The sequence below is a fragment of the Stenotrophomonas sp. NY11291 genome (assembly GCF_023277365.1).
GTDB classification, from domain to species: Bacteria; Pseudomonadota; Gammaproteobacteria; order Xanthomonadales; family Xanthomonadaceae; genus Stenotrophomonas; species Stenotrophomonas geniculata.
Genome location: NZ_CP096975.1, coordinates 2675048 through 2699137, shown reverse-complemented (window position 1 = coordinate 2699137; position 24090 = coordinate 2675048). Strand labels below are relative to the sequence as shown.

The 24090-nt window shown below is 67.2% G+C and carries 23 protein-coding genes; 14 read left to right on the top strand and 9 right to left on the bottom strand.

Annotation, left to right across the window (positions count from 1 at the left end; translation table 11 throughout):
• The first annotated feature begins 8 nt into the window (after positions 1-8).
• From M1L61_RS12635 to M1L61_RS12605, 7 genes are all read left to right on the top strand, one after another.
• On the top strand, positions 9-764 hold the full coding sequence (locus M1L61_RS12635; RefSeq protein WP_134958196.1) for a Slam-dependent surface lipoprotein: 756 nt from the start codon (positions 9-11) through the stop codon (positions 762-764).
• Positions 765-823: 59 nt separating this feature from the next.
• On the top strand, positions 824-1588 hold the full coding sequence (locus M1L61_RS12630; protein WP_143994531.1) for a Slam-dependent surface lipoprotein: 765 nt from the start codon (positions 824-826) through the stop codon (positions 1586-1588).
• A gap of 90 nt (positions 1589-1678) precedes the next feature.
• Positions 1679-3133, top strand: coding sequence for a surface lipoprotein assembly modifier (locus M1L61_RS12625; RefSeq protein WP_043396187.1), 1455 nt, complete (start codon positions 1679-1681; stop codon positions 3131-3133).
• Positions 3134-3269: 136 nt separating this feature from the next.
• On the top strand, positions 3270-3674 hold the full coding sequence (locus M1L61_RS12620; protein WP_109814242.1) for a response regulator: 405 nt from the start codon (positions 3270-3272) through the stop codon (positions 3672-3674).
• Between the two features lie 9 nt (positions 3675-3683).
• Positions 3684-5279 (top strand): PAS domain-containing protein, encoded by a 1596-nt coding sequence (locus tag M1L61_RS12615; RefSeq protein WP_248853569.1) that lies wholly within the window; start codon positions 3684-3686, stop codon positions 5277-5279.
• A 70-nt stretch (positions 5280-5349) separates the two neighbouring features.
• A complete protein-coding gene (locus M1L61_RS12610; RefSeq protein WP_010485378.1) occupies positions 5350-5691 on the top strand; it encodes a type II toxin-antitoxin system prevent-host-death family antitoxin in 342 nt (113 codons plus the stop codon).
• A 3-nt stretch (positions 5692-5694) separates the two neighbouring features.
• Complete coding sequence (locus tag M1L61_RS12605) at positions 5695-6324, top strand: hypothetical protein (protein ID WP_010485380.1); 630 nt, start codon at positions 5695-5697, stop codon at positions 6322-6324.
• Between the two features lie 99 nt (positions 6325-6423).
• Here M1L61_RS12605 and proP read toward each other — a convergent pair whose 3' ends face one another.
• The 3 genes from proP to M1L61_RS12595 all read right to left on the bottom strand — a co-directional run bounded on the left by proP (position 6424) and on the right by M1L61_RS12595 (position 8613).
• Positions 6424-7911 (bottom strand): glycine betaine/L-proline transporter ProP, encoded by a 1488-nt coding sequence (gene proP / locus M1L61_RS12600; protein ID WP_248853568.1) that lies wholly within the window; start codon positions 7909-7911, stop codon positions 6424-6426.
• A 260-nt stretch (positions 7912-8171) separates the two neighbouring features.
• Positions 8172-8300 (bottom strand): hypothetical protein, encoded by a 129-nt coding sequence (locus tag M1L61_RS23130; protein ID WP_256202341.1) that lies wholly within the window; start codon positions 8298-8300, stop codon positions 8172-8174.
• Positions 8301-8385: 85 nt separating this feature from the next.
• Positions 8386-8613, bottom strand: a complete 228-nt coding sequence (locus M1L61_RS12595) for a hypothetical protein (RefSeq protein ID WP_109814239.1) — start codon at positions 8611-8613, stop codon at positions 8386-8388.
• Positions 8614-8775: 162 nt separating this feature from the next.
• Here M1L61_RS12595 and M1L61_RS12590 point away from each other — a divergent pair, with 162 nt between their 5' ends.
• The 3 genes from M1L61_RS12590 (at position 8776) to M1L61_RS12580 (ending at position 11972) form a co-directional block, all read left to right on the top strand.
• Entirely contained in the window at positions 8776-9192 is a 417-nt protein-coding gene (locus M1L61_RS12590; RefSeq protein ID WP_019337746.1) for a host attachment family protein, read from the top strand.
• A 5-nt stretch (positions 9193-9197) separates the two neighbouring features.
• Positions 9198-9521 carry a thioredoxin family protein gene (locus M1L61_RS12585; protein WP_248853567.1) on the top strand — a complete coding sequence of 108 codons (324 nt, stop codon included), beginning with the start codon at positions 9198-9200 and terminating at the stop codon, positions 9519-9521.
• A 96-nt stretch (positions 9522-9617) separates the two neighbouring features.
• On the top strand, positions 9618-11972 hold the full coding sequence (locus tag M1L61_RS12580; RefSeq protein ID WP_248853566.1) for a GH92 family glycosyl hydrolase: 2355 nt from the start codon (positions 9618-9620) through the stop codon (positions 11970-11972).
• 167 nt (positions 11973-12139) lie between these two features.
• On the opposite strand, the gene M1L61_RS12575 is transcribed toward M1L61_RS12580, so the two are convergent.
• Positions 12140-13519 carry a sensor histidine kinase gene (locus M1L61_RS12575; protein ID WP_248853565.1) on the bottom strand — a complete coding sequence of 460 codons (1380 nt, stop codon included), beginning with the start codon at positions 13517-13519 and terminating at the stop codon, positions 12140-12142.
• On the bottom strand, positions 13512-14186 hold the full coding sequence (locus tag M1L61_RS12570) for a response regulator (RefSeq protein WP_019659837.1): 675 nt from the start codon (positions 14184-14186) through the stop codon (positions 13512-13514). The genes M1L61_RS12575 and M1L61_RS12570 overlap by 8 nt, the downstream gene beginning before the upstream one ends.
• A 62-nt stretch (positions 14187-14248) precedes the next feature.
• Here M1L61_RS12570 and M1L61_RS12565 point away from each other — a divergent pair, with 62 nt between their 5' ends.
• Genes M1L61_RS12565 through M1L61_RS12555 form a run of 3 tightly spaced genes read left to right on the top strand, consistent with a single transcriptional unit; the run spans position 14249 to position 19739 of the window.
• Entirely contained in the window at positions 14249-15496 is a 1248-nt protein-coding gene (locus M1L61_RS12565; RefSeq protein ID WP_248853564.1) for a TolC family protein, read from the top strand.
• A complete protein-coding gene (locus tag M1L61_RS12560; RefSeq protein WP_248853563.1) occupies positions 15493-16665 on the top strand; it encodes an efflux RND transporter periplasmic adaptor subunit in 1173 nt (390 codons plus the stop codon). The genes M1L61_RS12565 and M1L61_RS12560 overlap by 4 nt, the downstream gene beginning before the upstream one ends.
• Complete coding sequence (locus M1L61_RS12555; RefSeq protein ID WP_248853562.1) at positions 16662-19739, top strand: CusA/CzcA family heavy metal efflux RND transporter; 3078 nt, start codon at positions 16662-16664, stop codon at positions 19737-19739. Before M1L61_RS12560 ends, M1L61_RS12555 begins: the two co-directional genes overlap by 4 nt.
• A gap of 91 nt (positions 19740-19830) precedes the next feature.
• Here the strand turns inward: M1L61_RS12555 and M1L61_RS12550 are convergent, their stop codons facing one another.
• Together M1L61_RS12550 and M1L61_RS12545 are read right to left on the bottom strand one after the other, a co-directional pair.
• Positions 19831-20145, bottom strand: a complete 315-nt coding sequence (locus M1L61_RS12550; RefSeq protein ID WP_248853561.1) for a hypothetical protein — start codon at positions 20143-20145, stop codon at positions 19831-19833.
• 81 nt (positions 20146-20226) lie between these two features.
• Positions 20227-20970 carry an SDR family oxidoreductase gene (locus M1L61_RS12545; protein ID WP_248853560.1) on the bottom strand — a complete coding sequence of 248 codons (744 nt, stop codon included), beginning with the start codon at positions 20968-20970 and terminating at the stop codon, positions 20227-20229.
• A 106-nt stretch (positions 20971-21076) separates the two neighbouring features.
• On the opposite strand from M1L61_RS12545, the gene M1L61_RS12540 reads away from it, so the two are divergent.
• Entirely contained in the window at positions 21077-22000 is a 924-nt protein-coding gene (locus tag M1L61_RS12540) for a LysR family transcriptional regulator (protein ID WP_248853559.1), read from the top strand.
• Here the strand turns inward: M1L61_RS12540 and M1L61_RS12535 are convergent.
• Together M1L61_RS12535 and M1L61_RS12530 are read right to left on the bottom strand one after the other, a co-directional pair.
• Positions 21989-23356 (bottom strand): heavy metal sensor histidine kinase, encoded by a 1368-nt coding sequence (locus M1L61_RS12535; protein WP_191862907.1) that lies wholly within the window; start codon positions 23354-23356, stop codon positions 21989-21991. The two genes, M1L61_RS12540 and M1L61_RS12535, sit on opposite strands and share 12 nt — an antisense overlap.
• A complete protein-coding gene (locus tag M1L61_RS12530; RefSeq protein WP_049481014.1) occupies positions 23353-24051 on the bottom strand; it encodes a heavy metal response regulator transcription factor in 699 nt (232 codons plus the stop codon). Before M1L61_RS12530 ends, M1L61_RS12535 begins: the two co-directional genes overlap by 4 nt.
• Between the last annotated feature and the right edge of the window lie 39 nt (positions 24052-24090).

Sequence of the window (24090 nt, the reverse complement as noted above, 5' to 3'; positions counted from 1 at the left end):
AATCAACCGTGAAACAGCCCCGCACCCTTGTACTTTCGATCGGCCTGCTGGCTTCCATGCCGGTCATGGCTGCCGACATCGCTGGCGGGCAGAGCCCGGCCCAGGACGGCGTCCATTACATCAACGCAGGCGAATCGACACTCAATGCCGGTCCGCACCGTTCCGGTCGCGCAGGCATTTCGTTGGGGCCGTATGCCAACGCGGCGCGAGTGGACGTGGCCAGCCTGGCGCCCTACGCCACCACGGTGGTGCGTGGCGCAACCACGGTCCGCACGCTGGGCCCGGACGCAGGCCTGCCGTTCGCCACCGCTGGCGTGGGCCACTTCAGCTTCGTGCAGGTGGGCAATGCAGATGTCTGGTTCGGTGAATGGTCATCCAGCGGCGCGCAGGCGGGCTTCAATCACCGCCAGGTGTTCTTCGTCGGTGACCGTGCCGGTACTTCGCTGCCAGCAGGCATCGTGACCTACACCTTGGCTGGCATCAACCGCTTTGATGGCAGCGGCGTGCTGGAAGGTGCACTGCGGGCGAATTTCGATACCGGCACCGTCACCGCCGGCCTGGTCGGGACCGGATACAGGCTCGCCGCGAGCGGCACGCTGGATCGCGCCACCGGTGCGTTCAGCGGTTCGGCCATCGCCAATGGTTCGATCATCGGTACCAGCAGCGGCCAGTTCTTCGGCGCCGGTGCCAGTGCGGTGACCGGCATCGCAACCTTTGCCGGCAACAGCCAGTTCGATACGTCCTTCGGCGGTCAGCGCAACTGATCCGCCGCCGTTCCTTTTTGTGTTGTACCCGTAGTTCCCTCAACCCAAGGAGCAATACCATGAAAACGATCAACCGTTCCCTGTTGGCCGTCGCCGCTGCACTGGCCCTGGCCGGCACTGCGCAGGCGGCCGACATCGTCGGCGCTGCCAGCCCGGCGACCGATGCGCAGCTGTACGTCAAGGTGGGTGCGTCGGAAGTCAACGGCGGCCCGCACTCGGCCGGCAAGGCCGGTATCGGCGTTGGCACCGTGTCCAATGCCAAGCCGGTCGATTTCCAGGGCCTGGCGGCCTACTCGGCCCCGACCACCGTCAATGGTGTCACCGTACGCACACTGGCCATGCCGATCACCGGTACCCCGGGCAGCCATTCCGGCATGGGCCACTTCAACTTCGTCAAGGTCGGCAGCGGCGATGTGTGGTTCGGCGAGTGGTCCAAGGATGGCGCCGCTGGTGGCTTCAACAACCGCCAGGTCTATTTCGTCGGTGACCGTGCCGGCACCACGCTGCCGGCCGGCGTGGCCACCTACAGCGTGGCAGGCCTGAACAAGTTCAATGGCAGCAACCTGCTGTCGGGTACGTTCCGCGCCAACTTCGGCAATGGCACCCTGCTCGGTGGCCTGAGCGGTGGCGGCCTGTCGATCAACGTCAACGCCAACATCAACAGCGCCAACGCCTCGTTCGCCGGCACCGCCACCGCCAACGGCAGCGTTGCCGGCACCAGCCAGGGCCAGTTCTTCGGCGCCAACGCGGCCACCCTGGCCGGTATCGCCACCTTCAGCGGCAACAGCCAGTACGACACCGCCTTCGGCGGCAGCAAGAACTGATCGCCACGCCCCTGACGGGGCAGGGCAGGGACAAGCCGCGATCCGCCAGTCCCTGCTTCGGCCCGCTGCATGCACCACCACGGATCGACCATGCGCCATTCCATTTTCCTTGTCGTACTGCTGTTGGCTGCCACCGAGGTGCGCGCCCAGCAGGACGATCTTCGTCGTGTGCTTGAACAGGGCACCGAACTGCGCCACCAGCAGCAGGACCAGCAGCGCCTGCAGCAGGCCGAGTCGGAGCGGCCGACCATCACCATCGACGGCCAGACGCGGCGCGTGGAGCGCACCGTCGATGATCTTGGCCAGGCCCTTTACCTCTCTCTGCAGCATCAGCAATGGCAGGCCGCCGCTGCGTTCCTCGATGAGTACATCGAACTGCCGGGGCATGACCCCCTGCTGCGCCACTATGCGCAGGGGGCGCTGGCGCGGGTGGCAGGCGACCATCGTCGCGCGGCGATGGAGTACGAAGCGCTGCTGGCGGCGCAGCCGGATTTCCTGCCGGCCCGCCTCGAGCTGGCACGTGTCTATGCGGAAGACCAGCGCGATCGCGATGCGGCCGCGCTGTTCACAGCCATCGCTGCAGGCATCAATGCCGATGATCCGGCCACGGCCGGCGTCCGCGCGCGCGTGGACGGTTACCTGAGTGCTCTGCAGGCGCGCCAGCGCTGGAAAGGCGCGCTGTCCGCCGGCCCGGCATGGAGTGACAACATCAACCGCAGTTCGGCCAGTCGCACCTGCCTGTTCGGCGTGGGCGACGCCTGCATCATCGAACGGAAACTGCCGGACGCCCAGCGCGCGGCGGGCCTCGACTACGACGCCAGCCTGGAACGGCGCTGGGTGCTCGGCGGGCATCATGGGCTGTACGTGCGCGGTCTCGCCTTCGGCCAGGCATGGCGCGGGCACAGTGCGTACAACGAGCTCAATGCCAACGTGCAGGCGGGTTACAGCTGGCGTAGTGCACGGCAGACCGTGATGCTCGCCCCCAGCTATGACTACCAGGCACTGGGCAACCATGCGCTGCAGGGCGGCAGTGGCGTGCACGCGGAATGGCAGTACGCCCTGGATGCACGCAGCCTGCTCAAGCTGGAGGCTGACTGGAAGCGCCAGCGCTACCGCCAGCAGGGCCTTGCCAGCAACTACGACGGCGAGCTGGCATCGCTGTACGCCACCTGGTTCCGCGCGCTCAATCCACGCTGGACGGTCTTCGCCGGGCTGGATGTCACCGACAGCAGCGCAGCCGACCCGGCCAACGGCTACCGCCAGCGCGGCCTGCGGCTGGGCGCGGCGCGGCAGTGGAGTGGCACCACGGCCACCGTATTCGTGTCGCTGCGCCAGCGCGACTACGACACCTGGAGTCCGTTGCTGGAGGCGCGCAGGCAGGACGACGAACAGAACCTGATCGCCATCGTGCGCAGCGAGCGCTTGGCCGTGGCCGGGCTGGTACCCAGCCTGAGCCTGCGCTACGCGCGCATCGACAGCAACGTCGGCTGGCTGTACAGCCACGACCGCAGCCTGCTCAGCCTGAAGTGGGAACGTGCCTTCTGAACGCGGCGTTGCAATGCCGCGGTGAACGCGCCGTGGCCGCGACCTTCATCCATCATCACGCGCTCTTGTAGCCCGGTTCGCGCATCCTGCAGGCGTTGCGGCAGAGGTGGGCCGCGTGTATCGACGAGCGCCGGTCGTGCTGGAAGCGGGCAACAAACCAGAGGGCCTGAAAGGGCTGCGTGTACTGGTGGCGGAGGATGAATTCGCCATCGCGATGTTCCTGGTCGACTATCTGGAGCTGAAAGGCGCACAGGTGGTGGGGCCTGCCGGTGACCTGCAGGCGTTGGGGCAGCTGGTCGATACCCATGCCATCGATGTGGCGTTGCTGGACATCAACCTGGGCGGTGAGCAGGTCTATCCGCTGGCCGATCGGCTGGCCGAAGCGGGTACGCCCTTCCTGCTGACCTCCGGTTACGACGACAACCTGCCCAGCCGCTTCGCCAGCGCGCCGCGCTGTACCAAGCCTTATCACATCGAAACCCTGGTGCAGCAGCTGGCCGGGCTGGTGGCGGCGCCGCAGGTCTCTGCGGGCATCGCCTGATTGCGCGGCATGTCGCGCCGTCCTGAAGGCATCCACGCCGCCACGCTGCGTGGCGGGATGCCACCTGCGCCGCGCCTGCATGCGCGCCACGATGGCATGGCCGCGCGTATCGCCCGCCATGACTGGTCATCCACGCCCTTGGGTGCCTGCGCGCAGTGGCCGCCCCACCTGCGCGCTACCGTGGACCTGATGCTGGCCCATGGCTTCCCGATGATCGTGCTGTGGGGCGAGCAGCTGGTGCAGCTCTACAACGATGGCTATGCCGAGATCCTGGCCGACAAGCATCCCGGTGGACTCGGCCAGCCGACCCGCGAGTGCTGGCCCGAGGTCTGGCACATCAACGGGCCGCTCTATACCCGGGTTTGGCAGGGCGAGACGCTCACCTTCGAGGACAAGCTGTATCCGCTGGTCCGCCGGGGGCGTCTGGAGGACATCTGGTTCACCATCACCTACAGCCCGATCCGTGGTGAGGAAGGGCGCATCAACGGCGTGCTGGTGACGATGTTCGAGACCACCGCCGCGCATCTGGCGCGGGCCGCGCGCGAGCGCGAGGAACTACGGCGGCGCGAGAGCGAGCGACGCCTGGAGCTGGCCTTCAGGATGCTGCCGGTCGGCCTGTGCATCGTCGATCTGCAGGGTCGCATGCTGCTGTCCAACGACCAGATGCGTGCCTACCTGCCCAGCGGCAAGGTGCCTTCCACCGATGAGGCCAACCTGCATCGCTGGCGTGGCTGGCATGCCGACGGTAGCGCCATCGGGCCGGAGGATTTCGCCATCGCCCGTGCGATGCGCGGCGAGACCGTGGTGCCGGGGCTGGAGTTCCAGTACCTGCACGACGATGGCCGCGCGCGCTGGACCCGGGTCGCGGCCGCGCCCCTGCGCGATGGCGATGGCGAGGTCAGCGGGGTGTTCGCCATCGCCGTGGACATCGACGATCTCAAGCGTGCCGCCGAGCGCCAGTCGGTGTTGCTGGCGGAGCTGCAGCACCGGGTGCGCAACATCATGTCGACCATCCATGCCATTGCCTGGCGGACCCGCGAGTCGGTCAGCAGTGTGGATGAATACGCCGAACGGTTGTGCGGGCGACTGATGTCGCTGGCACGCACGCAGAGCCTGCTGACCCGTGGCGCCAATGCCGGGGTCTGCCTGCGTGGCATGATCGATGAGGAGATCGCGGCGCAGACGCCAGCAGCGGCCGCCTACCGCCTGCAGGGCGAGGACGTGCTGCTGCCGCCGAAGGCGGCCGAAGTGCTGTCCTTGGCGATCCACGAATTGGCGACCAACGCCCTGCGGCATGGTGCACTGACCCATGAGGATGGCCGGATCGAGGTGACCTGGCACCTGCAGGTGCAGGGTGGGCAGCCGTGGCTGGGGCTGCACTGGTGTGAACGCCATGCCGCCGTGGAAGACTGGGAGCTGCCCCGGCAGCGTGGCCTTGGCCGGGCGCTGATCGAGCAGCGCGTGCCGTACGAGCTGGCCGGCAGCGGCGAGCTGCGCTTTGGCCCACAAGGCCTGGATGCCTGGATCCGCTTCCCGCTGCGCGAGCGTGACAGCCTGCTGCAGACCGATGCGCCGGGCGCAGCGGCGGACGGTTCCGGCAGGTAAAGGTCCATTTATCCCCAATTGGGCCAAATTGGGTATAGTGGCCATTATCCACCCTGCCCGGAGCCGTGCCATGACCCTGCCGCTGGATCTGCCTGGCCTCGAGAAGGCCCCAGCCTCGTCGGTGAAGACCCGGGGCTGGCCGAGCCTGATGCGTACCGTGCGCGAGAAGCAGGCGCTGGTCATCACCAACCACAACCACCCCGAAGCGGTGATCGTGGACATCCGCACCTACCAGGAGCTGCTGGCCAAGGCCGCCGGCAGCGATGCCGGTGAGCGCAGTGAAGAACTGCTGCGCCTGCGCGGCGAATTCGACCAGACTCTGGCTGGCCTGCAGCGCGGTGAGGGGCTGGGCAAGGTGCTGGGCCAGCCGATCCGCCGCGGCCGCAAGGTCACCCTCGGCCGTCCGCTCTGACCGATGGGGCGGATCCTGGTGCTGGCCGGCGTCAACGGCGCCGGCAAGAGTTCGCTGCTGGGAACCTGGCTGGAAGCCGAAGGACTGGGCTGGTTCAACCCCGATTCGTTCACCCGCCGCCTGGTAGAGGCGGGCTGGCCGCTGCCCGACGCCAATGCCGAGGCCTGGCAGGAAGGCACCCGCCGCCTGCGCCAGGCCATGGCCGATGGCACGGACTTCGCCTTCGAGACCACGCTGGGCGGCAACACCATTCCGCGCCTGCTGCGCGAGGCCTGCGAGCACCATCACGTCGCGATCTGGTTCTGTGGCCTGGCCACGGTGGACCTGCACATTGCCCGTGTTGCAGCGCGGGTGGCCGCCGGTGGCCATGACATTCCGGTGGAGAAGATCCACGCCCGCTTCGATTCGGCACGCGAGAACCTGCTGGAACTGCTGCCACACCTGGCCGAGCTGCATGTCTACGACAACAGCGCTCCCGCCGACGCCGACGGCTGCGTCGAGCCGCTGCCGGTGCTGGCGATGGCGCACGGCCAGCTGCAGTACCCGGTCTCGGTGGCCGAGCTGCTGCACACGCCGGACTGGGCCAAACCCATCGTGATGCGTGCGATGGAGTTGAACGCTGCGCGCGATTGAGGGCGCGTACGTTGTAGAGCCGAGCCCACGCTCGGCTGATCCCTCGAAAGGCAGCCGCGCGCGGGCTTGGCCGTACGACAACGCCGGCTTCGCCGAGCCTCAGGCCGGCTTTACCTGCTCAGGCTCCGCAGTCTCCGGCAGTGGCGGCAGGCTCGGGTCCACCGTCACCGGCACATCGCTCTTCAGCAGTGCGGCGGCTTCCTTGTCGCTGCCGACCGCCGGCGGTGAACCGCGCAGCGGCAGGCCGGCGGTTTCCTTCACGAACAGCATCGTGATCAGGCCGATCACCGCCGCGCCCATCAGGTAATAGGCCGGCACCAGCGGGTCGCCGGTACGTTCCACCAGCCATGCGGTCACCAGTGGCGTGGTGCCACCGAACAGCGACACCGACACATTGAAGGCGATCGACAGTGCGCTGTAGCGCACCGGGGTATAGAACAGCGCCGGTAGCGTGGACGGCATCGAGCTGGTGAAGCACACCAGTGCCAGGCCCAGCAGCATCAGGCCGAGGAAGATCAGCCAGTCGTTGCCGCTGCCGATCAGCAGCAGGCAGGGTACGGCCAGCACCAGCAGCGCGATGCAGGCACCGATGATCATCGGGCGACGGCCAAGCTTGTCACTGAACAATCCGCCGACGATGTTCAGCGGCATCATCACCAGCATCACGATGATGATCAGCAGCAGGCCCTTGCTCTCGGCATAGCCCATGGTGACGCTGAGGTAGCTGGGCATGTAGGTCAGCAGCATGTAGTCGGTCACGTTGAACACCAGCACCAGGCCCATGCAGACCAGCAACTGGCGGCCATGTACCTGGAACAGCGCGGCGAGCCCGGGCCGGTCGTGCTCGCGCTTCTCGGCTTCCTCGGCGAAGGCGCGGAAGGCCGGCGTTTCCTCCAGTTTCATGCGCATGTACAGGCCGAGCAGGCCCAGCGGGCCGGCCACCAGGAATGGAATGCGCCAGCCCCAGTCCAGCATCTGTCCGCTGCTCAACAGCATGTGCAGCGCGGTCACGGTTCCGGCGCCGGCGATGTAGCCGCCCAGCGTGCCGAACTCCAGCCAGCTGCCCATCAGGCCGCGGTTGCGGTCGGTGGAATACTCGGCGATGAAGGTGGCCGCACCGCCGTACTCGCCGCCGGTGGAGAACCCCTGCACCACACGTGCCAGCAGCAACAGCACCGGTGCCCAGATGCCGATGCGCTCGTAGGAGGGAATCAAGCCGATCGAGAACGTGCCCAGCGCCATCAGGATCATGGTGAACGCCAGCACTTTCTGGCGCCCATAACGGTCGCCGAGCGGGCCGAACACCAGGCCGCCGAGTGGACGCACCAGGAATGCCACGGTGAAGGTGGCGAAGGCGGCGATCACCTGTGCCGTGGGGTTGCTGGACGGGAAGAACACCTGGCCGATGGTGACGGCCAGATAGCCGTAGACACCGAAGTCGAACCACTCCATGGCATTGCCGAGTGCGGCGGCGCCCACGGCGCGCTTGAGCATGGGCTTGTCGACGACGGTGATCTCATCGACCTTCAGATGGCGGCGGCGTTTGAACCAGCCGAAGTGGGCATGGGTATCGGGCGTGTCCTGCATAGGGGCTCCCTTGTAGGTATGGAATAGGGGAATGGGTGCTGTGGTGTGTCCCGGAAATCGGAAACGGCGATGCAGGCGCAAGTGGCGCAGGGGCATCGGAAGGCGGCGTGGGGGCCGGGGAATGTGTGCAGGCGGAATGCCACGCGCACGGCGAAGCACCGCCGCAGAGGCAGAGACGCGACAACGGGATAACAGCGGCCGCGCAGTCAGCGGTCGGGTATCACATCAGCGTAGGGGTGCAGGCAGAGGGCCTGCGGGCGTCATCCGCCGGGATCCAGCGCGAGGCGATGGAAATGCAGGGCGGGAGCATTCGTGGCAAGCGAAGCGCCGGTCGGCAGTGCTTCCCACGTAACAGGTGCGCCCGTCACGTAGTGGGTCGTGTCGATCATCCGTTCATCATAACGGCATCGGCGTGAGCATGCAGCGAAGCAGGCTGATCTGCACGCTGTGTTCCACCTCGCCTGTTCAGAAGGCTCAGGCCGACTTCGCCACCAAACCGAACACCGTGCAGGCCATCGCCAAGGCGCCCGGCAGTGCCAGTTTCCGCGTGACCAGTGCGGCGCCGATCATGGTGAGCACCGAGAGCATGATGGCCAGGGCGAAGAACGGTTGGCCCAGCAGGAACTGGTGAATGCAACCGGCACAGCCGGCAATGGCCAGGCTGGTGGCAAAGCAGACGTGGAACAGTGAGCCAGCGTACACAGAGGTTCCTCGCGATGATGGAGGCCATAGCGGCAGGCAGGCGGACAAATTTAGCGCTGATTGCAGATTGCGATGACGGGATCACATCCTGTACCCGCTCTGGTGACATCGGCGTGCATAAGGTGGAGCGCACACCCACTTTTCGGATTGATGGAGGATGCAATGGCGCGGACGATTCCCGAAGGAACTCTGATCGTGGTAGCCGACGGTGGTTCGGCGCGGGTGTTCACCAACGTGGGCAGCAACCACCAGTTGACCCTGAAGCAGGAAGGCGAACTGCGCCTGCAGGACATCAGCGAGCAGGGTGTATCCGGGCAGGGGCCTGCGGGTGCCGTGCCGAAGGACATGTCAGTCTCGCAGCTCAATGAGGCCACGTTCGCCAAGCAGGTGGCCGAACAGCTCAACGAAGATGCCTTGAAGAACCGCTATGCGCACCTGGTATTGATCGCCGACCCGACCACGCTGGGTCGCATTCGTCCGCTGCTGCATAAAGAGGTCCAGGCGCGATTGCTCGGGGATATTGCCAAGGATCTGACCAACGCGCCGCTGGAAGACATCCAGAAGGCACTGGCGGCGTAGCGCTCATGCCGTTCATGCGTGATCACCTTGCGAACGGGCCCACCTCTGCGGAGGTGGGGGCGCAGCCTGGCTGGCAGGTGCTGGAGTTCGGTGCGCCCTGGTGTGGTCATTGCCAGGCCGCGCAGCCCGCGTTGCAGGCCTTTGTCGAAGCGAACGATCTGCCGCATTGGAAGATCGAGGATGGCAAGGGAAGGCCGTTGGGGCGAGCGTTCAAGGTGAAGCTGTGGCCGACGGTGGTGCTGCTGCGCGATGGAGAAGAGATCGCGCGGGTGGTAAGGCCGCTGGACAGCGCGGATCTCATGTCGTTGCAGAGCGCGCTTCCCGGTTGAAGATTGAACCGGGCGTGGGAAGCCGGGCAGTCGCACTGCAGCATGCGGCGTGGCAGGCCCGGTGCTAGGATCCGGCTATCACCTGAATCGATCCAAATGCCGATGCCCACGCTGGACCGTCGTCTCCTGATCGCTGTCGCCGCCACGGCGATGTTCGCTTCCGGCCTGGTTTCGGCCGCGCCTGCCAGAACCGCCGCCGACAAGGCCTATGCCTCGGTCGACCCGTTCATTGGTACGGGTGGTGAAGGCCACACTTACCCGGGTGCCACGGTGCCGTTCGGCATGGTCCAGCTCAGCCCGGACACACGCATCCAGCCACGCGAAAAGGCCTATGGCTGGGCAGCCGGCTACCGCTACGACGACAGCAGCATCGTCGGCTTCTCGCACACGCATTTTTCCGGCACTGGCCATTCCGATCTGGGCGACATCCTGCTGATGCCGTTCACCGGCAGTCCCGGCCTGGAGCGTGGCGATCCTGAGAAGCCAGGCAGCGGCTATGCCTCTCGCTTCCGCCATGACGATGAGAAGGCCGAGCCGGGCTACTACGCCGTCACCCTGGACGACTACAAGGTGCGCGCCGAGCTGACCACCAGTGCGCGCGTGGGCGTGCATCGCTACGCCTTCCCCAAGGGCGCCGACGCCAAGGTGCTGCTGGACATGCGCACCAGCATGTACGACTACCCGGGCAAGGTGCTGTGGTCGCGGGTGCGGGTGCGCGCCGATGGTACCGTGACCGGCTTCCGGGAGACGCGCGGCTGGGCGCCAGGTCGCCAGCTGTACTTCGCGATGCGTTTCTCGCGGCCGCTTTCCGGGCATGAGCTGCACAACACCGAGCAGGACATCGTCTACAAGGGCTTCCCGCCGCCGGGCGAGAAGGATCCAGCGCAGCGCGCACAGGTCGAGGGCCGCCAGCTGGTCGGTACCTTCGCATTCGGCAAGCTGGATGCACCGCTGGTGGTCAAGGTCGCGATCTCGCCGGTCAGCGAAGCCGGCGCCATTGCCAACCTCGACGCGGAAGTGGCCGACTTTGATTTCGACCGCGTGCGTGCGCAGGCGAAACAGGAATGGACGCAGGCGCTGTCGGTGCTCGATATCGATGCGCCCGAGCACGCCCGCCGCAGTGCCTATACCGCGCTGTACCACACCCTGCTGGGGCCGACGCTGTTCATGGATGCCGATGGCCAGTACCGCGGGCCGGACAATGCCGTGCACAAGGCCGAGGGCTACACGAACTATTCCACGTTCTCACTGTGGGACACCTACCGTGCGCTGCACCCGTTGCTGACGCTGGTGCAGCCGGAGAAGCGCAACAGCGACTTCGTCAATTCGATGCTGGCCCACCACGAGCACAGCCCCTACGGCATGCTGCCGGTGTGGTCGTTCCATGGCCTGGAAGACTGGTGCATGATCGGGTACCACGCGGTGCCGGTGATTGCCGATGCCTACGTGAAGGGCATTCGTGGCTTCGACGCCGACAAGGCACTGAAGGCGATGATCGAGACTGCCAACTACGGCCCCTATGACGGCATCGCGCAATACCGCGAGCTGGGCTATGTGCCGATCGACGAGGAAGGCGAGGCCGCCAGCAAGACGCTGGAGTACGCCTTCGATGACTGGACCATCGCGCGCATGGCGCAGGCGATGGGCAAGACCGATGTGGCGGCGACCTTCGACAAGCGTGCCGGCAACTGGCGCAATGCCTTCGACAAGGACACCGGTTTCATGCGTGCGCGCAAGCGCGATGGCAGCTTCCGCACTCCGTTCGACCCCAGCGCCAGCGGCTATGGCACCGACTACACCGAAGGCAACGCCTGGCAGTATTCGTGGTACGTGCCGCAGGATGTTGCCGGACTGGCAGCAGCGCACGGTGGCAGCGACAAGCTGCTCGCGCGCCTGGACGATGTATTCAACGCCAAGGTGGATCCGTCCATCTTCGAGCACATGGAAGACATCACCGGCCTGATCGGCTGGTATGCGCATGGCAACGAGCCCAGTCACCATGTGGCCTACCTGTATTCGTACGCTGGCCAGCCGTGGCGCACCCAGGCGCGCCTGAAGCAGATCATGGACACCCAGTACGCCGATCGCCCCGATGGCCTGGCCGGCAACGATGATGTCGGCCAGATGTCGGCGTGGTACGTGTTCACCGCCCTGGGCTTCTATCCGGTGGCCCCGGGCTCGGGCGAGTACATCCTCGGCCGCCCGTTCCTGCCGAAGACCGCGATGCGCCTGCCGAACGGCAAGGCGTTCACCATCGTGGCCGATGGGCTGGATGACAGGCACACCTACGTCGGCAACGTGAGCCTCAACGGCAAGCCGCTGCAGCGCACCTTCCTGCGCCATGACGAGATCCTGGCAGGTGGCGAGCTGCGTTTCACCATGCAGGCCGAGCCGAACAAGGATTGGCCGGGGCAGGGCGCGCAGGCGCCGTACTCGATGACGACGCCATAACGGTAGCGCCGGGCCATGCCCGGCGGACTGCATTGATGCGCCTTTGGTAGGTGCCAACCTTGGTTGGCACGTGGGAGGTCAGCGGCGCCCACCAAGGTGGGCGACTACCGGAATCTTCCGGCCGGGGTGCCTCTGGTAGGTGCCAACCTTGGTTGGCACGCAGGACGTCAGCGGGAACGGAACCTCAACCCCACCCGCGCGCCACCGATCGGAGCGGTCTCAATCATCAGGGTCGCGCCATGCCGCTGCGCGATCTCGGCCACGATCGCCAGCCCCAGCCCGCAGCCGTCGCCCTCGCTGCTCGCCCGGTAGAAGCGTTCCGTGACGCGCGCGCGTTCGGCTTCGGCGATGCCGGCGCCGTCATCGTCCACCCATACCTGCATGCCTTCGACCTCCTGCCGAACGCCGAGGGTGATCACACCGCGCGAGGCGCCATAGCGAAGCGCGTTGTCCAGCAGGTTGCCCAGTGCCTCGCGCAGCAGCTGTGGATCGCCCTGCACCTGCACGCCGTCGTCGGGTCCGTCGTAACCCAGGTCCACGCCCGCAGCCAACGCGCGATCGGCGTAACGCTCGACCACGCCGCGCGCCAGCGCGGCCAGATCCAGCGGCTGCAGCGGCAGTGCACTGCCATGTGGATCTTCCGATCGGCTGAGCATCAGCAGCTGGTTGACCAGGTGCTGCAGCCGCGCCAGCCCGGCCAGCGTGCCGGACAGCGCCAGTTGCTGGGCCTGCGGATCGTGCTGGCGCAATGAACTCTCAAGCTCCACCTGCATCGCTGCCAGCGGCGTGCGCAGCTGGTGCGCGGCATTGCTGACGAAGCGCCGCTGTGCATCCTGCATCGCGTCCAGGCGCTGCAGCAGCGCGTTGTAGGCCTCCACCGCCGGCCACAGTTCGCGCGGAGCTTCCTGCGCCGGATCCAGCGGCGCCAATGGATCCGGCCGCGGGCTGGCCAGCTTCCGCGCAACCAGGTTGGCATGGCGTGCGGCAGCGCCTGTACCGGACCAGGCCAGCCATGCCGCCAGTGCCAGGATCGCAGCCTGGAACGGAACGCTGGTCAGCAGCAGCTTGCGCTCCAGCCGGTGCCGCTTGCGCAGTGTCTCGGCCACGCGCAGCCGGATGTCATGACCCGGCCCGGCGCTGACCACCACTTCGACCATGCGCACGGCCTGCCCACGCAGCCGCGCATCATAGTAGACCGGGTCGTCGCTGCCGGCGGACATCGACGGGCGTGGCAATGCCTCGGGCAGGTCGCCATACAGGCGCCCACCCGCGGCGTCGACCACCTCGCCATGCACTTCGTCGGCGGTGTCCCAGGTGAACATGCGCGACACCGCCGGGGTGATCTCGATGGACGCGCGGCCGTCCTGCACCGTCACCAGCTCGGACAACGACATCGCCGAATCCAGCAGCCAGCGGTCGTAGACCTGGCCGGCGTAGAAGCGCGCCAAGGCGAATGAACCCACTGCGCTGCACAACAGCAGTACCAGCAGTGGCAGCCACAGGCGTCTCAGCAGCAGGCCACGCAGGCTGTGCACGCGCTCAGTCACCCACGGCCTCCAACCGGTATCCAAGCCCACGCAGCATGCGGATGCCGACGCCGGCGTGGGTCTGTTCCAGTTTGCGGCGCAGGCGGCTGACATGCACTTCGATCACCGACAGGTTGGCCTCGTGGTCCCAACTGTACAGCGCGTCGAACAGGCGCTGCTTGGTAACCGTGCGGCCGGGATGCTGCATCAGTGCCTCGACCAGCGACAGCTCGCGCGCGGTCAGCTCGATGCGCTGACCGTCCACCTGCACTTCATTGCGGACGCTGTCGAAGCACAACCGGCCCAGCCGCTTCTGCGCCGGTGCATCGCTGCGGCGGCGCGACAGCGCACGCAGGCGCGCTTCCAGTTCTCCCAGGGCGAAGGGCTTGGCCAGGTAGTCGTCGCCACCGCGGTCGAGGCCGAGGATGCGGTCCTCCACACCATCGCGTGCGGTCAGGATCAGCACCGGCAGGGTGACGCCGTCGTTGCGCAGGCGTGAGAGCAGGTCCAGGCCATCGACGTCAGGCAATGAAAGGTCCAGCACCATCACGTCATACGGTGCGCTGGCCAGTGCCGCCGGCGCGTGCAGCCCACGCGAGAGGTGGTCGCACAGATGGCCGGCGCCCTGCAGGGCGCGGATCAGTCCATCGGCCAGCGCGGCGTCGTCTTCGATCAGCAGGATTCGCATTGCAAGCTTCGTGCAAGGTTGGGGCAAGTTTGGCGCAAGTGCATCACCTTACCGTGACGTGCATGAATTTCTCCCCTCGTTTTGCGGCCGTGCTGGCCACTCTTCTGTGCGCGCCCACCGCTTCGGCGCTGTCCCTGCAGGAAGCGCAGCGCGCCATGGAAGCACACAACCCGGACCTGCGTGCGGCGGCACTGGAGCTGCGCGGCGTGCAGGGCGATGTGCAGACGGCGGCGTTGCGCCCGGCCACCGAGTTGTCGATCGGCACCAGCAAGATCAGCCCCAAGCATGGCATCGGCTCCGGACGCTGGCAGGACAAGCGGGTGGACAGCACCGTGGGCCTGGGCTGGACCTGGGAGCGCGGTGGCAAGCGTGCGTTGCGTATCCGCCAGGCCGATGCGCTGCTGGAAGTGGCCGGGCTGGAGATGCTCGATGCGCGGCGCCGCCAGCAGGTGGCGCTGCATGAAACCTATTTCGCTCTGAAGGGCGCACAGGAGCGGGCGCAGATTGCCGATGCCAACCGCCAGAGTTCGGCCGAGCAGATGGCGGCGGCGGACAAGCAGGTTGCCACCGGGGCGATGGCGCCGGTCGACCGCGCGCGGCTGGCAGTGGACGACCTGGCGGTGGCCGACGCGGCGCGCGAGGCGTCGCTGGATCTGCGCGATGCGCGGCATGCGTTGGGGCTGCTGCTCGGCCGCGACGACAGCCATGACCTCAGCGCCGATGATCCTTGGCCGGAGGCCAGCAGCGTGGCCAGCGTGCGTGCGTTCGATCCGCAGCAGCGTGCCGATCTGCGCGCGGCACGTTCGCGCCTGGCCGCGGCCGACGCCGGTGTGGCACTGGCGCGCAGTGAGCGCCACCGCGACATCCAGTTGGGCGTGGAGGCCGAGCGCGAGCCGGCTGACATCAGCGGCGTCACGTGGGGTGTGTCATTGACCATACCGCTCGGCGGCCCGTCACGTGCACGCGGCGCGATCCAGCGTGCCGAGGCCGACCGTGACAGTGCCGCGCTGGAGCTGCAGGTGCTGCAGCGCGAAGCGCGTGCCGAACTGGACCAGTTGCAGGCCAGCGCGCAGTCCGCCGCGCAGCGCCGGAGCGACTACGAAGGACTGCAGTCCGGCGCCGCACGCAGGGCGGTGCAGGGCATCGAGCTGGCCTACCGCCGCGGCGCCGCCAGCCTGACCGATCTGCTGGATGCGCGCCGCAGCTGGCGCGAGTTCGAGGCCGCGTTGATTGAAGCGCGTGCCGACCATGCCATTGCCCTGGCGCGCTGGGAAGCGGCCACATCCGTTGCTGAAGGAGAGCCCCGATGAAGTCCACCGTCGCTTATCGACCGCAGGCGCGACGGGCCGTGCTGCCGGCCTTGCTGGCGCTGGCCCTGCTGGGCGGCTGCGGCCGCGAGCCGGCGTCGTATACCGAGGACGCGCCGAAGGTCAGTGCTGGCCAGATCCAGTTTCCTGCCGGTAGCCGCCAGCTGGACGTGCTACGCAGCGAGGCGGTCACCGCCGGCGCCAGCGCCAGCCTGCAGCTGCCGGGCCGGGTGGTCTGGGACGAGACGCGCTCCAGCGCGCTGCGTACGCCGTTGGCGGGGCAGGTGGCGCGCATCGAGGCACAGCCGGGGCAGAAAGTGAAGGCGGGCCAGGTGATCGCCTGGATCACTTCGCCCGAATTCGGCCAGGCCCAGGCGGAGGGCGTGCGCGGCCGTGCCCAGCTGCAGCAGGCGCGCAAGGAGCTGGAGCGCACCCGCGAGTTGCATGCGGCAGGTGTGGCGTCGGGCCGCGAACTGGACGAGGCCGAGGCCAATTTCGCCGGCAGCCAGGCCGATCACGCGCGTGCGACCGCCTTCGCCAAGGCCTATGGCAATGGCCAGCACGTCGACCAGCGCCTGCCGTTGCGCGCGCCGATCGATGGCGTGCTGGTGGAGCGGCGGATGAGCCCGGGCATGGCGGTCAGCCCCGACAGCGAACAACCGTTGGCGGTGATTGGCGATCCTGACCGCTTGTGGCTGCTGCTGGATGTTCCCGAGAGCCTGGCCGGACGCTTGAAGGCGGGCATGCAGGTGAGCGTGCCCGGGGCCGATGGACAGCCGCTGCGGGCGACCCTGCAGCACGTGGATGACTTCGTCGACAGCGAACGCCGCGTGGTGCAGGCGCGCGCCGAGCTGGACAACCGCGCACGCGGTTTCAAGGCGGGGCAGTACGTGCGCGCCCAGGTGGCGTTGCCGGCCGAGGGCGGTGTCTCGCTGCCCGATGCGGCCGTGTTGTTGATCGACGGCAAGCAGGTGGTGTTCGTGGAGGAGGGCAAGGGCCGCTTCGTGCGTCACGCGGTGCATGCCGAGGAGCTGGGCGATGGCCGGCTGTGGGTGCGTGAGGGTCTGGCCGCAGGCGCCAGGGTGGTGGTAGAAGGCGGCCTGCTGCTGCAGCAGCTGGCGGACAGCGCACCGGCCGCCGCCAGCACCGGCACGGGGCACGCCGCTCCATGATCGATCGCCTGATTGCCTACTGCCTGCGCCAGCCATTGATGGTGATGCTGGCACTGCTGCTGTTCATGGGTGCTGGCATTGCCGCGTTCCGCGTACTGCCGGTGGAAGCCTTCCCGGATGTATCCGACACCCAGGTGACCGTGGTGTCGCTGCACCCGGGCCGTGCCGCCGAAGAGGTCGAGCGCGAGGTGACGATGCCACTGGAGGTGGCGTTGTCCGGCATCCCGCATTCGGTGCGGGTGTTCTCGCATACGCAGTTCGGTCTGTCGATGATCATCCTGACCTTCGATGACAAGGCCGATGACTACTTCGCGCGCCAGCAGGTGCTGGAACGCCTGCAGGGCGTGGAACTGCCGGAAGGGGTAACGCCGGAACTGGAGGCGATGAGCTCGGCGGTAGGTGAGATCTACCGTTATGTGCTGAAAGGCCCGCACATGACGCCGACCCAGCTGCGCACCGTGCAGGAATGGACAATGGAACGCAGCCTGCGCACCGTGCCGGGCGTGGCCGATGTGATCAGCTTCGGTGGCTTCGCGCGCACCTTCCAGGTCAAGCCGGACCTGGACAAGCTGCGTGACCGTGGCATCAGCCTCGGTGAGTTCGCCGAGGCGCTGGAGAAGGGCAGCTCGAATGCGGGCGGCGGCTACGTGGAGCGTGGGCAGCAGCAGTTCCTGATCCGTGGCGTGGGCCTGATGCGTTCGCCGGCGGACATCGGCAACGTGGTGGTGGCGCAGCGCGGGGGCACGCCTATCCTGGTGCGCGACCTGGCCGGCATCGCCGACACCGGCCTTCCGCGTCAGGGCCTGGTCGGCCAGGACGACAATGACGATGCGGTGTTCGGCATGGTCCTGATGCGCAAGGGCGAGAACCCGTCCGATGTGCTCGACGCCCTGCATGCGCGCATCGCCGAGATCGAGGCCAACCAGTTGCCGGCCGGGGTCAGCATCGAGCCGTTCTACGACCGCTCGTGGCTGGTCACGACCACGTTGAAGACGGTCTTCCGCAACCTGCTGGAAGGCGCAGTGCTGGTGTTCCTGGTGTTGTGGCTGTTCCTGTACAACGCCCGGGCCGCGCTGATCGTGGCGGCGATGATGCCGCTGGCCCTGCTGTCGACCTTCCTCGGCCTGCATCTGTGGGGTGTGCCGGCGAACTTGCTCTCGTTGGGTGCGATGGATTTCGGCATCATCATTGATGGCGCGGTGATCGTCACCGAACACATCGTCTCGCGACTGTCGAAGCTGCCACCTGCGGCCGATCGGAAGACGCGGTTCTCGACCATTCTTTCAGCCGCATCGGAAGTGGGTCGCCCGACGTTCTTCTCGATGCTGATCATCATCGCCGCGCACATCCCGATCTTCACCCTGCAGCGCCAGGAAGGCCGCATGTTCGCACCGATGGCGTACTCGGTGACCTCGGCCCTGATCGGTGCGTTGATCCTGGCGCTGACCGTGGTGCCGCTGTTCTGCTACTGGTGGCTGCGACGGGACCGCATGCGCGATGGCAATCCGCTGATGGACCGCCTGACCGGCTGGTATCGGCCGATCCTGGAGCGTGCATTGGCCCGCCCGCGTGCGGTGGTACTGACCGCGGTTGCGCTGTTGGTCGGCACGCTCGCACTAGGCACCCGGCTGGGTTCGGAGTTCCTGCCGGAGCTGGACGAGGGCTCGATTTGGCTGACCGCCACGCTCGACCCGAGCACCAGCCTGGCTGAAGCACAGCAGCAGTCGCGGCGCATCCGTGAGCTGGTCGGCACCTTCCCGCAGGTGTCGACGGTGGTGGCCAAGCTTGGCCGCCCGGAAGACGGCTCCGACGCCAAGGGCGCCAACCAGATCGAGGCGCTGGTGGCGTTGAAGCCGGAGAAGGAGTGGCCGAAGGGCGTGGACAAGCGGCAACTGGTGAGCGACCTGCAGCGCACGCTGGAGCAGCGCATCCCGGGGCCTGAGTTCTCGATCTCGCAGCCGGTGCGCGACAACATCCTGGAGAGCATCTCGCAGATCAAGGGCCAAGTGGTGATCAAGGTCAGCGGCTCGGACCTTGACGTGCTGAATCAGCAGGCGCAGGCGATCCTGGGTCAGGTGCGTGGTGTGGAGGGCGTGGAGAGCGCCTTCATTGACCGTGACGGGTCGTTGCCGCAGCTGCAGATCGAGATCGACCGCGACCGTGCCGCGCGCTATGGCCTCAATGTGCGCGACATCGACGAGGTGATCGAGACCGCACTGGGCGGGCGCCAGGTCGGTGAACTGTGGGAGGGCGACCGCAGGTTCCCGATCACGCTGCGCCTGGACGACGCCGACCGCGACCTGCAGCGGCTGCGCACGGTGCCGGTGGGCATCGGCGATGGCCACACCGTGACGCTGGCCGACGTGGCCGACTTCCGCATGGCCAGCGGCGCGATCAACATCTCGCGCGAGAACGCACAGCGGGTAAAGGCGGTGAGCATCTTCATCGCCGGGCGTGACATGGGCAGTGTGGTGGCCGACATGCGCAAGCGCGTGGAGGCCAGCGTGCAGCTGCCGGAAGGCTACCGGCTGGAGTGGTCCGGCGAGTTCGAGAACCAGCAACGTGCGATGAAGCGTCTGGGCTGGGTGATCCCGCTGTCGGTGCTGATCATCTTCGTACTGCTGTTCGATGCCTTCAAGGACGTCAGCAGCGCCGCACTGATCCTGGCCAACGTGCCACTGGCGATGATCGGCGGCATCCTCGCCCTGTGGTTGACTGGGATTCCACTGTCGGTGTCGGCGGCGATCGGCTTCATTGCATTGTTCGGGCAGGCGGTGCTGAACGGGGTGGTGATGCTCAGTCGCTTCGCGCAGCTGCGCGAGCAGGGCATGGACCTGCTGCAGTCGGTGGTACAGGGCTCGCTGCAGCGCCTGCGCACCGTACTGATGACCGCACTGTTGGCGATGTTCGGCCTGCTGCCGATGGCGACCTCGCATGCGATTGGTGCCGAGACCCAGAAACCGCTGGCGGTGGTGGTGATTGGCGGCCTGCTGTCGGCGATGCTGCTGACCCTGTTGGTGCTGCCTACGCTGTACTACTGGGTACACCAGCGCCGCGAGGCCCGGATGGGCTGACGATAATGTAGAGCCGAGCCCATGCTCGGCTGCTTCTGGCTTCTGCGCGAAGAGCAGCCGAGCATGGGCTCGGCTCTACAGCAGCGCTACGTCACCACGCCACGCCCTGCCAGGCAATCATCATGGGTACGATCAGCAGGCCCAGGCAGCTGACGCACAGCATCGTCGTGGTGATGTGGCAGAGCCAGAAAACTCGCGGCCTGTCCGCACGCCAGACTTTCCTGCCGTGGTTGACGCCCCGGATCGTAAAGCCAGCGACGATGCCGCCCAGAAAGAAGCAGGCTATGGCCAGTGCCCACAGCCCCCAGGTCAGCGCCATGGCCAGATTGCGAACGTCGCCAGGCAGCCGGGTCCACAGTACCAGCGTCGCCAGTGCCAACAGACCTCCCATCAGGAGGGTGATCATCCATAGCCAATACCAGATGCCCGGCTTTCCCATGCGCGTGGCTCTCGTCCGTTTGAGCGAGGATAGCCAGAGAAAGGGTCTTCACACCATCCCGCCGTTGGCGCGCAGGACCTGGCCATTGATCCACCCGCCGTCGGTGCCGGCCAGGAAGGCCACCGCACCGGCGATGTCCTTCGGCGTACCCAACCGCTCCAGCGGGTTCATCTTCGCCAACCGCTCGATCAGTTCCGGTGACTTGCCGTCCAGGAACAGGTCGGTAGCGGTCGGGCCTGGGGCCACTGCGTTCACGGTGATGTTGCGCCCGCGCAGCTCCTTGCTGAGGATGGCGCCCATCGTCTCCACCGCTGCCTTGCTGGCCGCGTACACGCTGTAGTTCTCCAGCTTGATGCCGACCACGCTGGTGGACAAGGTGATCAGCCGGCCACCGTCGCGCATCCGTCGTGTGCTTTCGCGCAGCACGTTGAAGGCACCCTTGAGGTTGATGCCGATCACCCGCTCGAACAGGGCGTCGTCGGTGTCGGCGAGCGGCGCCAGCTGCAGCACGCCGGCGCTGTTGACCACCACGTCGATGCCGCCGAAACGCGCCTCGATGGCATCGAAAAGCTGCCGCACCGCCTGCGGATCGGCGACATCGGCCTGCAGCGCGATCGCCTGCGCGCCGGCTGCGTTGAGTTCGGCCGCCAAGGCTTCGGCGTCGTCGCGGCGGCCCGCATAGTTGATCGCGACCGCGTGGCCATCGGCGGCGAGCCGGCGGGAGATGGCGGCGCCGATGCCACGGGAGCCGCCGGTGACCAGGGCGACAGTGCGGGCGGGGGAGAGGGTCATGGTCGGTTCCAGCACAGCGCGCCCGAATGGCGCAGGGCCATCTTCGTCATCTCTCCCGCCCGGATAATCATGCATAATCCGCCAACATCATTCGGGTAGCCGAACAATGGACCGCTTCACGGCCATGCGCGCCTTCGTCCGTATCGTCGAGCGTCGCAGCTTCACCCGGGCCTCCGAGGACCTCGGCCTGCCGCGGGCCACAGTGACCGACGCGATCAAGGCGCTGGAACAGCGGCTGGGCGTGCGCCTGCTGCACCGGACCACGCGGGTGGTGGTGCCGACGCTGGAAGGCGAGGCCTTCTATGGCCGTTGCCTGCGCCTGATCGCCGACATGGATGATGCCGAGGCTGCGTTCCGTGACGCGCCGCCACGCGGCCCGCTGCGTATCGAAGTGCATGGCACGCTGGGCCGGCACCTGCTGTTTCCGCACCTGCCGGAATTCCTGCAGCGCTACCCGGAGATCGAACTGGACGTCAGCGAGGGTGACCGCTATGTCGACCTGCTGCGCGAAGGCGTGGATGTGGCGTTGCGGGTGGGGACGCTGGCCGACAGCGATCTGGCGGCGCGACGGTTGACCATGCTGCGCGAGGTCACGGTGGCCTCGCCGGGCTATGTGCAGGCGCACGGCCTGCCCGATACCATCGAATCGTTGCAGGACGGCCACCAGATGGTCGGCTACCGCTCCAGTGCCACCGGCCAGCTGATTCCCCTGGAGTTCCAGCAGGGCGGGCAGGTGCGCTACGTGCCGCTGCCGGCACGGGTGCGAGTGTCCGGTGCTGAGGCGTTCCTTGGTGCCGCGCTGGCGGGCCTGGGCATCATCCAGGCGCCGCGCTACCGGATGGACCCGTACATCGCGCGCGGACAGTTGGCGGAGCTGTTGCCCGAGACGCCACCGACGCCGAGTCCACTGAGCCTGGTCTACCCACGCAACCGCACGCCGTCACCGCGCTTGCGGGTGTTCATCGATTGGGTGGCCGGGGTGTTTGAGCAGACCGGGGTTGCCGGCCAGCAGCCGGGACTACCGGGCTGAGGTGCTCGGCAGCACCAGCTCGAACAGGGTGCCGGTGTCATCCGAGACAACACTCACGCTGCCGCCGTGCGCCTGTGCGATCGCGCGTGTGATTGCCAGGCCCAGTCCGGCACCTTCTTGGCGGCCACGCTCGCCGCGGTAGAAACGATCGAACAGGCGCGGCAGCGCCTCGCTGGCGATCGGCGTGCCAAGGTTGTGCACGCTGACCCTGCACACGCCATCGGCCTCGACCAGCCGCACCCGCACTTCGCTGCCCACGGCTGCGTACTTCAACGCGTTGGACAGCAGGTTGGCAATCGCCCGGTGCAGCATCAAGCGGTTGCCTTCCACGCTCGCCACACCTTCGCGGCGCAGGGTCAACTGTCGGTCCTCGGCCAGAAGCTCGTAGAACTCCAGCAGCGAATCCACTACCGCATCCAGCGCCACTGGCTCGCGCGAGGGCAGTGCACCCGGCGCTTCGGCCTGCGCCAGGTACAGCAGGTCACCCACGGTCTGCGCCAGCTGCTGCAGTTCCTCGGCGCAGGACGCCAGCGTCTCGCGATAGGCCTCATTGCTGCGCGGGTGCGCAAGCACCACCTGCACCTGGGTCAGCATGTTGGTGATCGGTGTGCGCAGTTCATGGGCGAGATCACCGGAGAACTCGGTCAGCCGCGCGAAGTCCTGCTGCAGGCGCGCCAGCATGCCGTTGAGCGTCTGCGCCAGCTGCTCCAGTTCGGCCGGTGCGCTGCGTGCACTCAGTCGGCGCTGCAGCCGGCCGGCGGTGATTTGCCGGGCCTCATCGGCCAGCGTGCGCAGCGGCCGCAGCGTGCGCCGCACCACGTAGCCGCCGAGCAGGCTGCTGGCCGCGGCGGCGCCGATGATGGCGATCGCCAGCAGATGGCGGAAGCGCTGCAGGAAATCGGCGTGGCGGTCGTCATCGATGGCCAGCAGGGTGACCAGCTCGCTGCCGTCGGCCAGGGTCTGGCGCAGGTGCAGGGCATGCATGCAGCGACCATCGGCGAGGATCCAGTCGTGCCGCCGTGGCGCGGCGTCGATCGGCTGGCTGCGTGCATGCTCGCGCAGCAGTGCCGGTGCGGTTGAGAAGAGCACTGCGCCGCTCCCATCAACAATGTGGAAGGCGATATCCGGATGGTGGCCCAGTGCGTCCGCCAAGCGCTGCCCGCGTGCGGACGCAGGTCCGTTGCCGGCCAGGTCACGGATCAACGCAACCTTGTTCTCCAGTTCGCTGAAGTCCTGGGCCACCAGGTCGTGGCGGGCGCTGACATAGATCGCCACGCCCAATGCGGCCAGCACCAGCGTAGCCACGATGGCGAACAGCAGCGTCAGCCGTACCGCGATGGAGCGACGCAGGCTCATCCGCTGTGCAATGCACCGTCGTCCGGCGCCTCCAGCACATAGCCCATGCCGCGCACGGTGACGATCAGCTTGGCGTCGAAGTCATCGTCGATCTTCGCGCGCAGGCGGCGGATCGCCACGTCGATCACGTTGGTGTCGCTGTCGAAGTTCATGTCCCATACCTGCGAGGCGATCAACGAGCGCGGCAGCACTTCACCGCGTCGGCGCGCCAGCAGTTCCAGCAGGGTGTATTCCTTCTGGCTGAGGGCGATGCGCTGGCCGCCGCGTTCGACCCGGCGGCGCAGGGTATCCACCACCAGGTCGGCGATGACGATGCGCTCGGCCTGCGGCAATGCCTGGCCGCGGCGCAGCAGGGTACGCACGCGCGCCAGCAGTTCGGCGAAGGCGAACGGCTTGGCCAGGTAATCGTCGGCGCCCAGCTCCAGGCCCTGAACGCGGTCGGCGATGCTGCTGCGCGCGGTGAGGAACAGCACCGGCACTTGCCATCCGGCCTCGCGCAGCCGCGACAGCACGTTCCAGCCATCCAGGCCGGGCAGCATCACGTCGAGGATGACCAGCTGGTACTCGCCGCTGCCGGCCAGATGCAGCCCGTCGATGCCGTTGCAGGCGAGATCGACCACGTAGCCGGCCTCGATCAGGCCCTGGCGCAGGTAGTTGCCGGTCTTGGGTTCGTCTTCGACGATCAGCAGTTTCATGGTGTGCCCATCATCGCAGCTTGGGCCCGTGCTGGAACG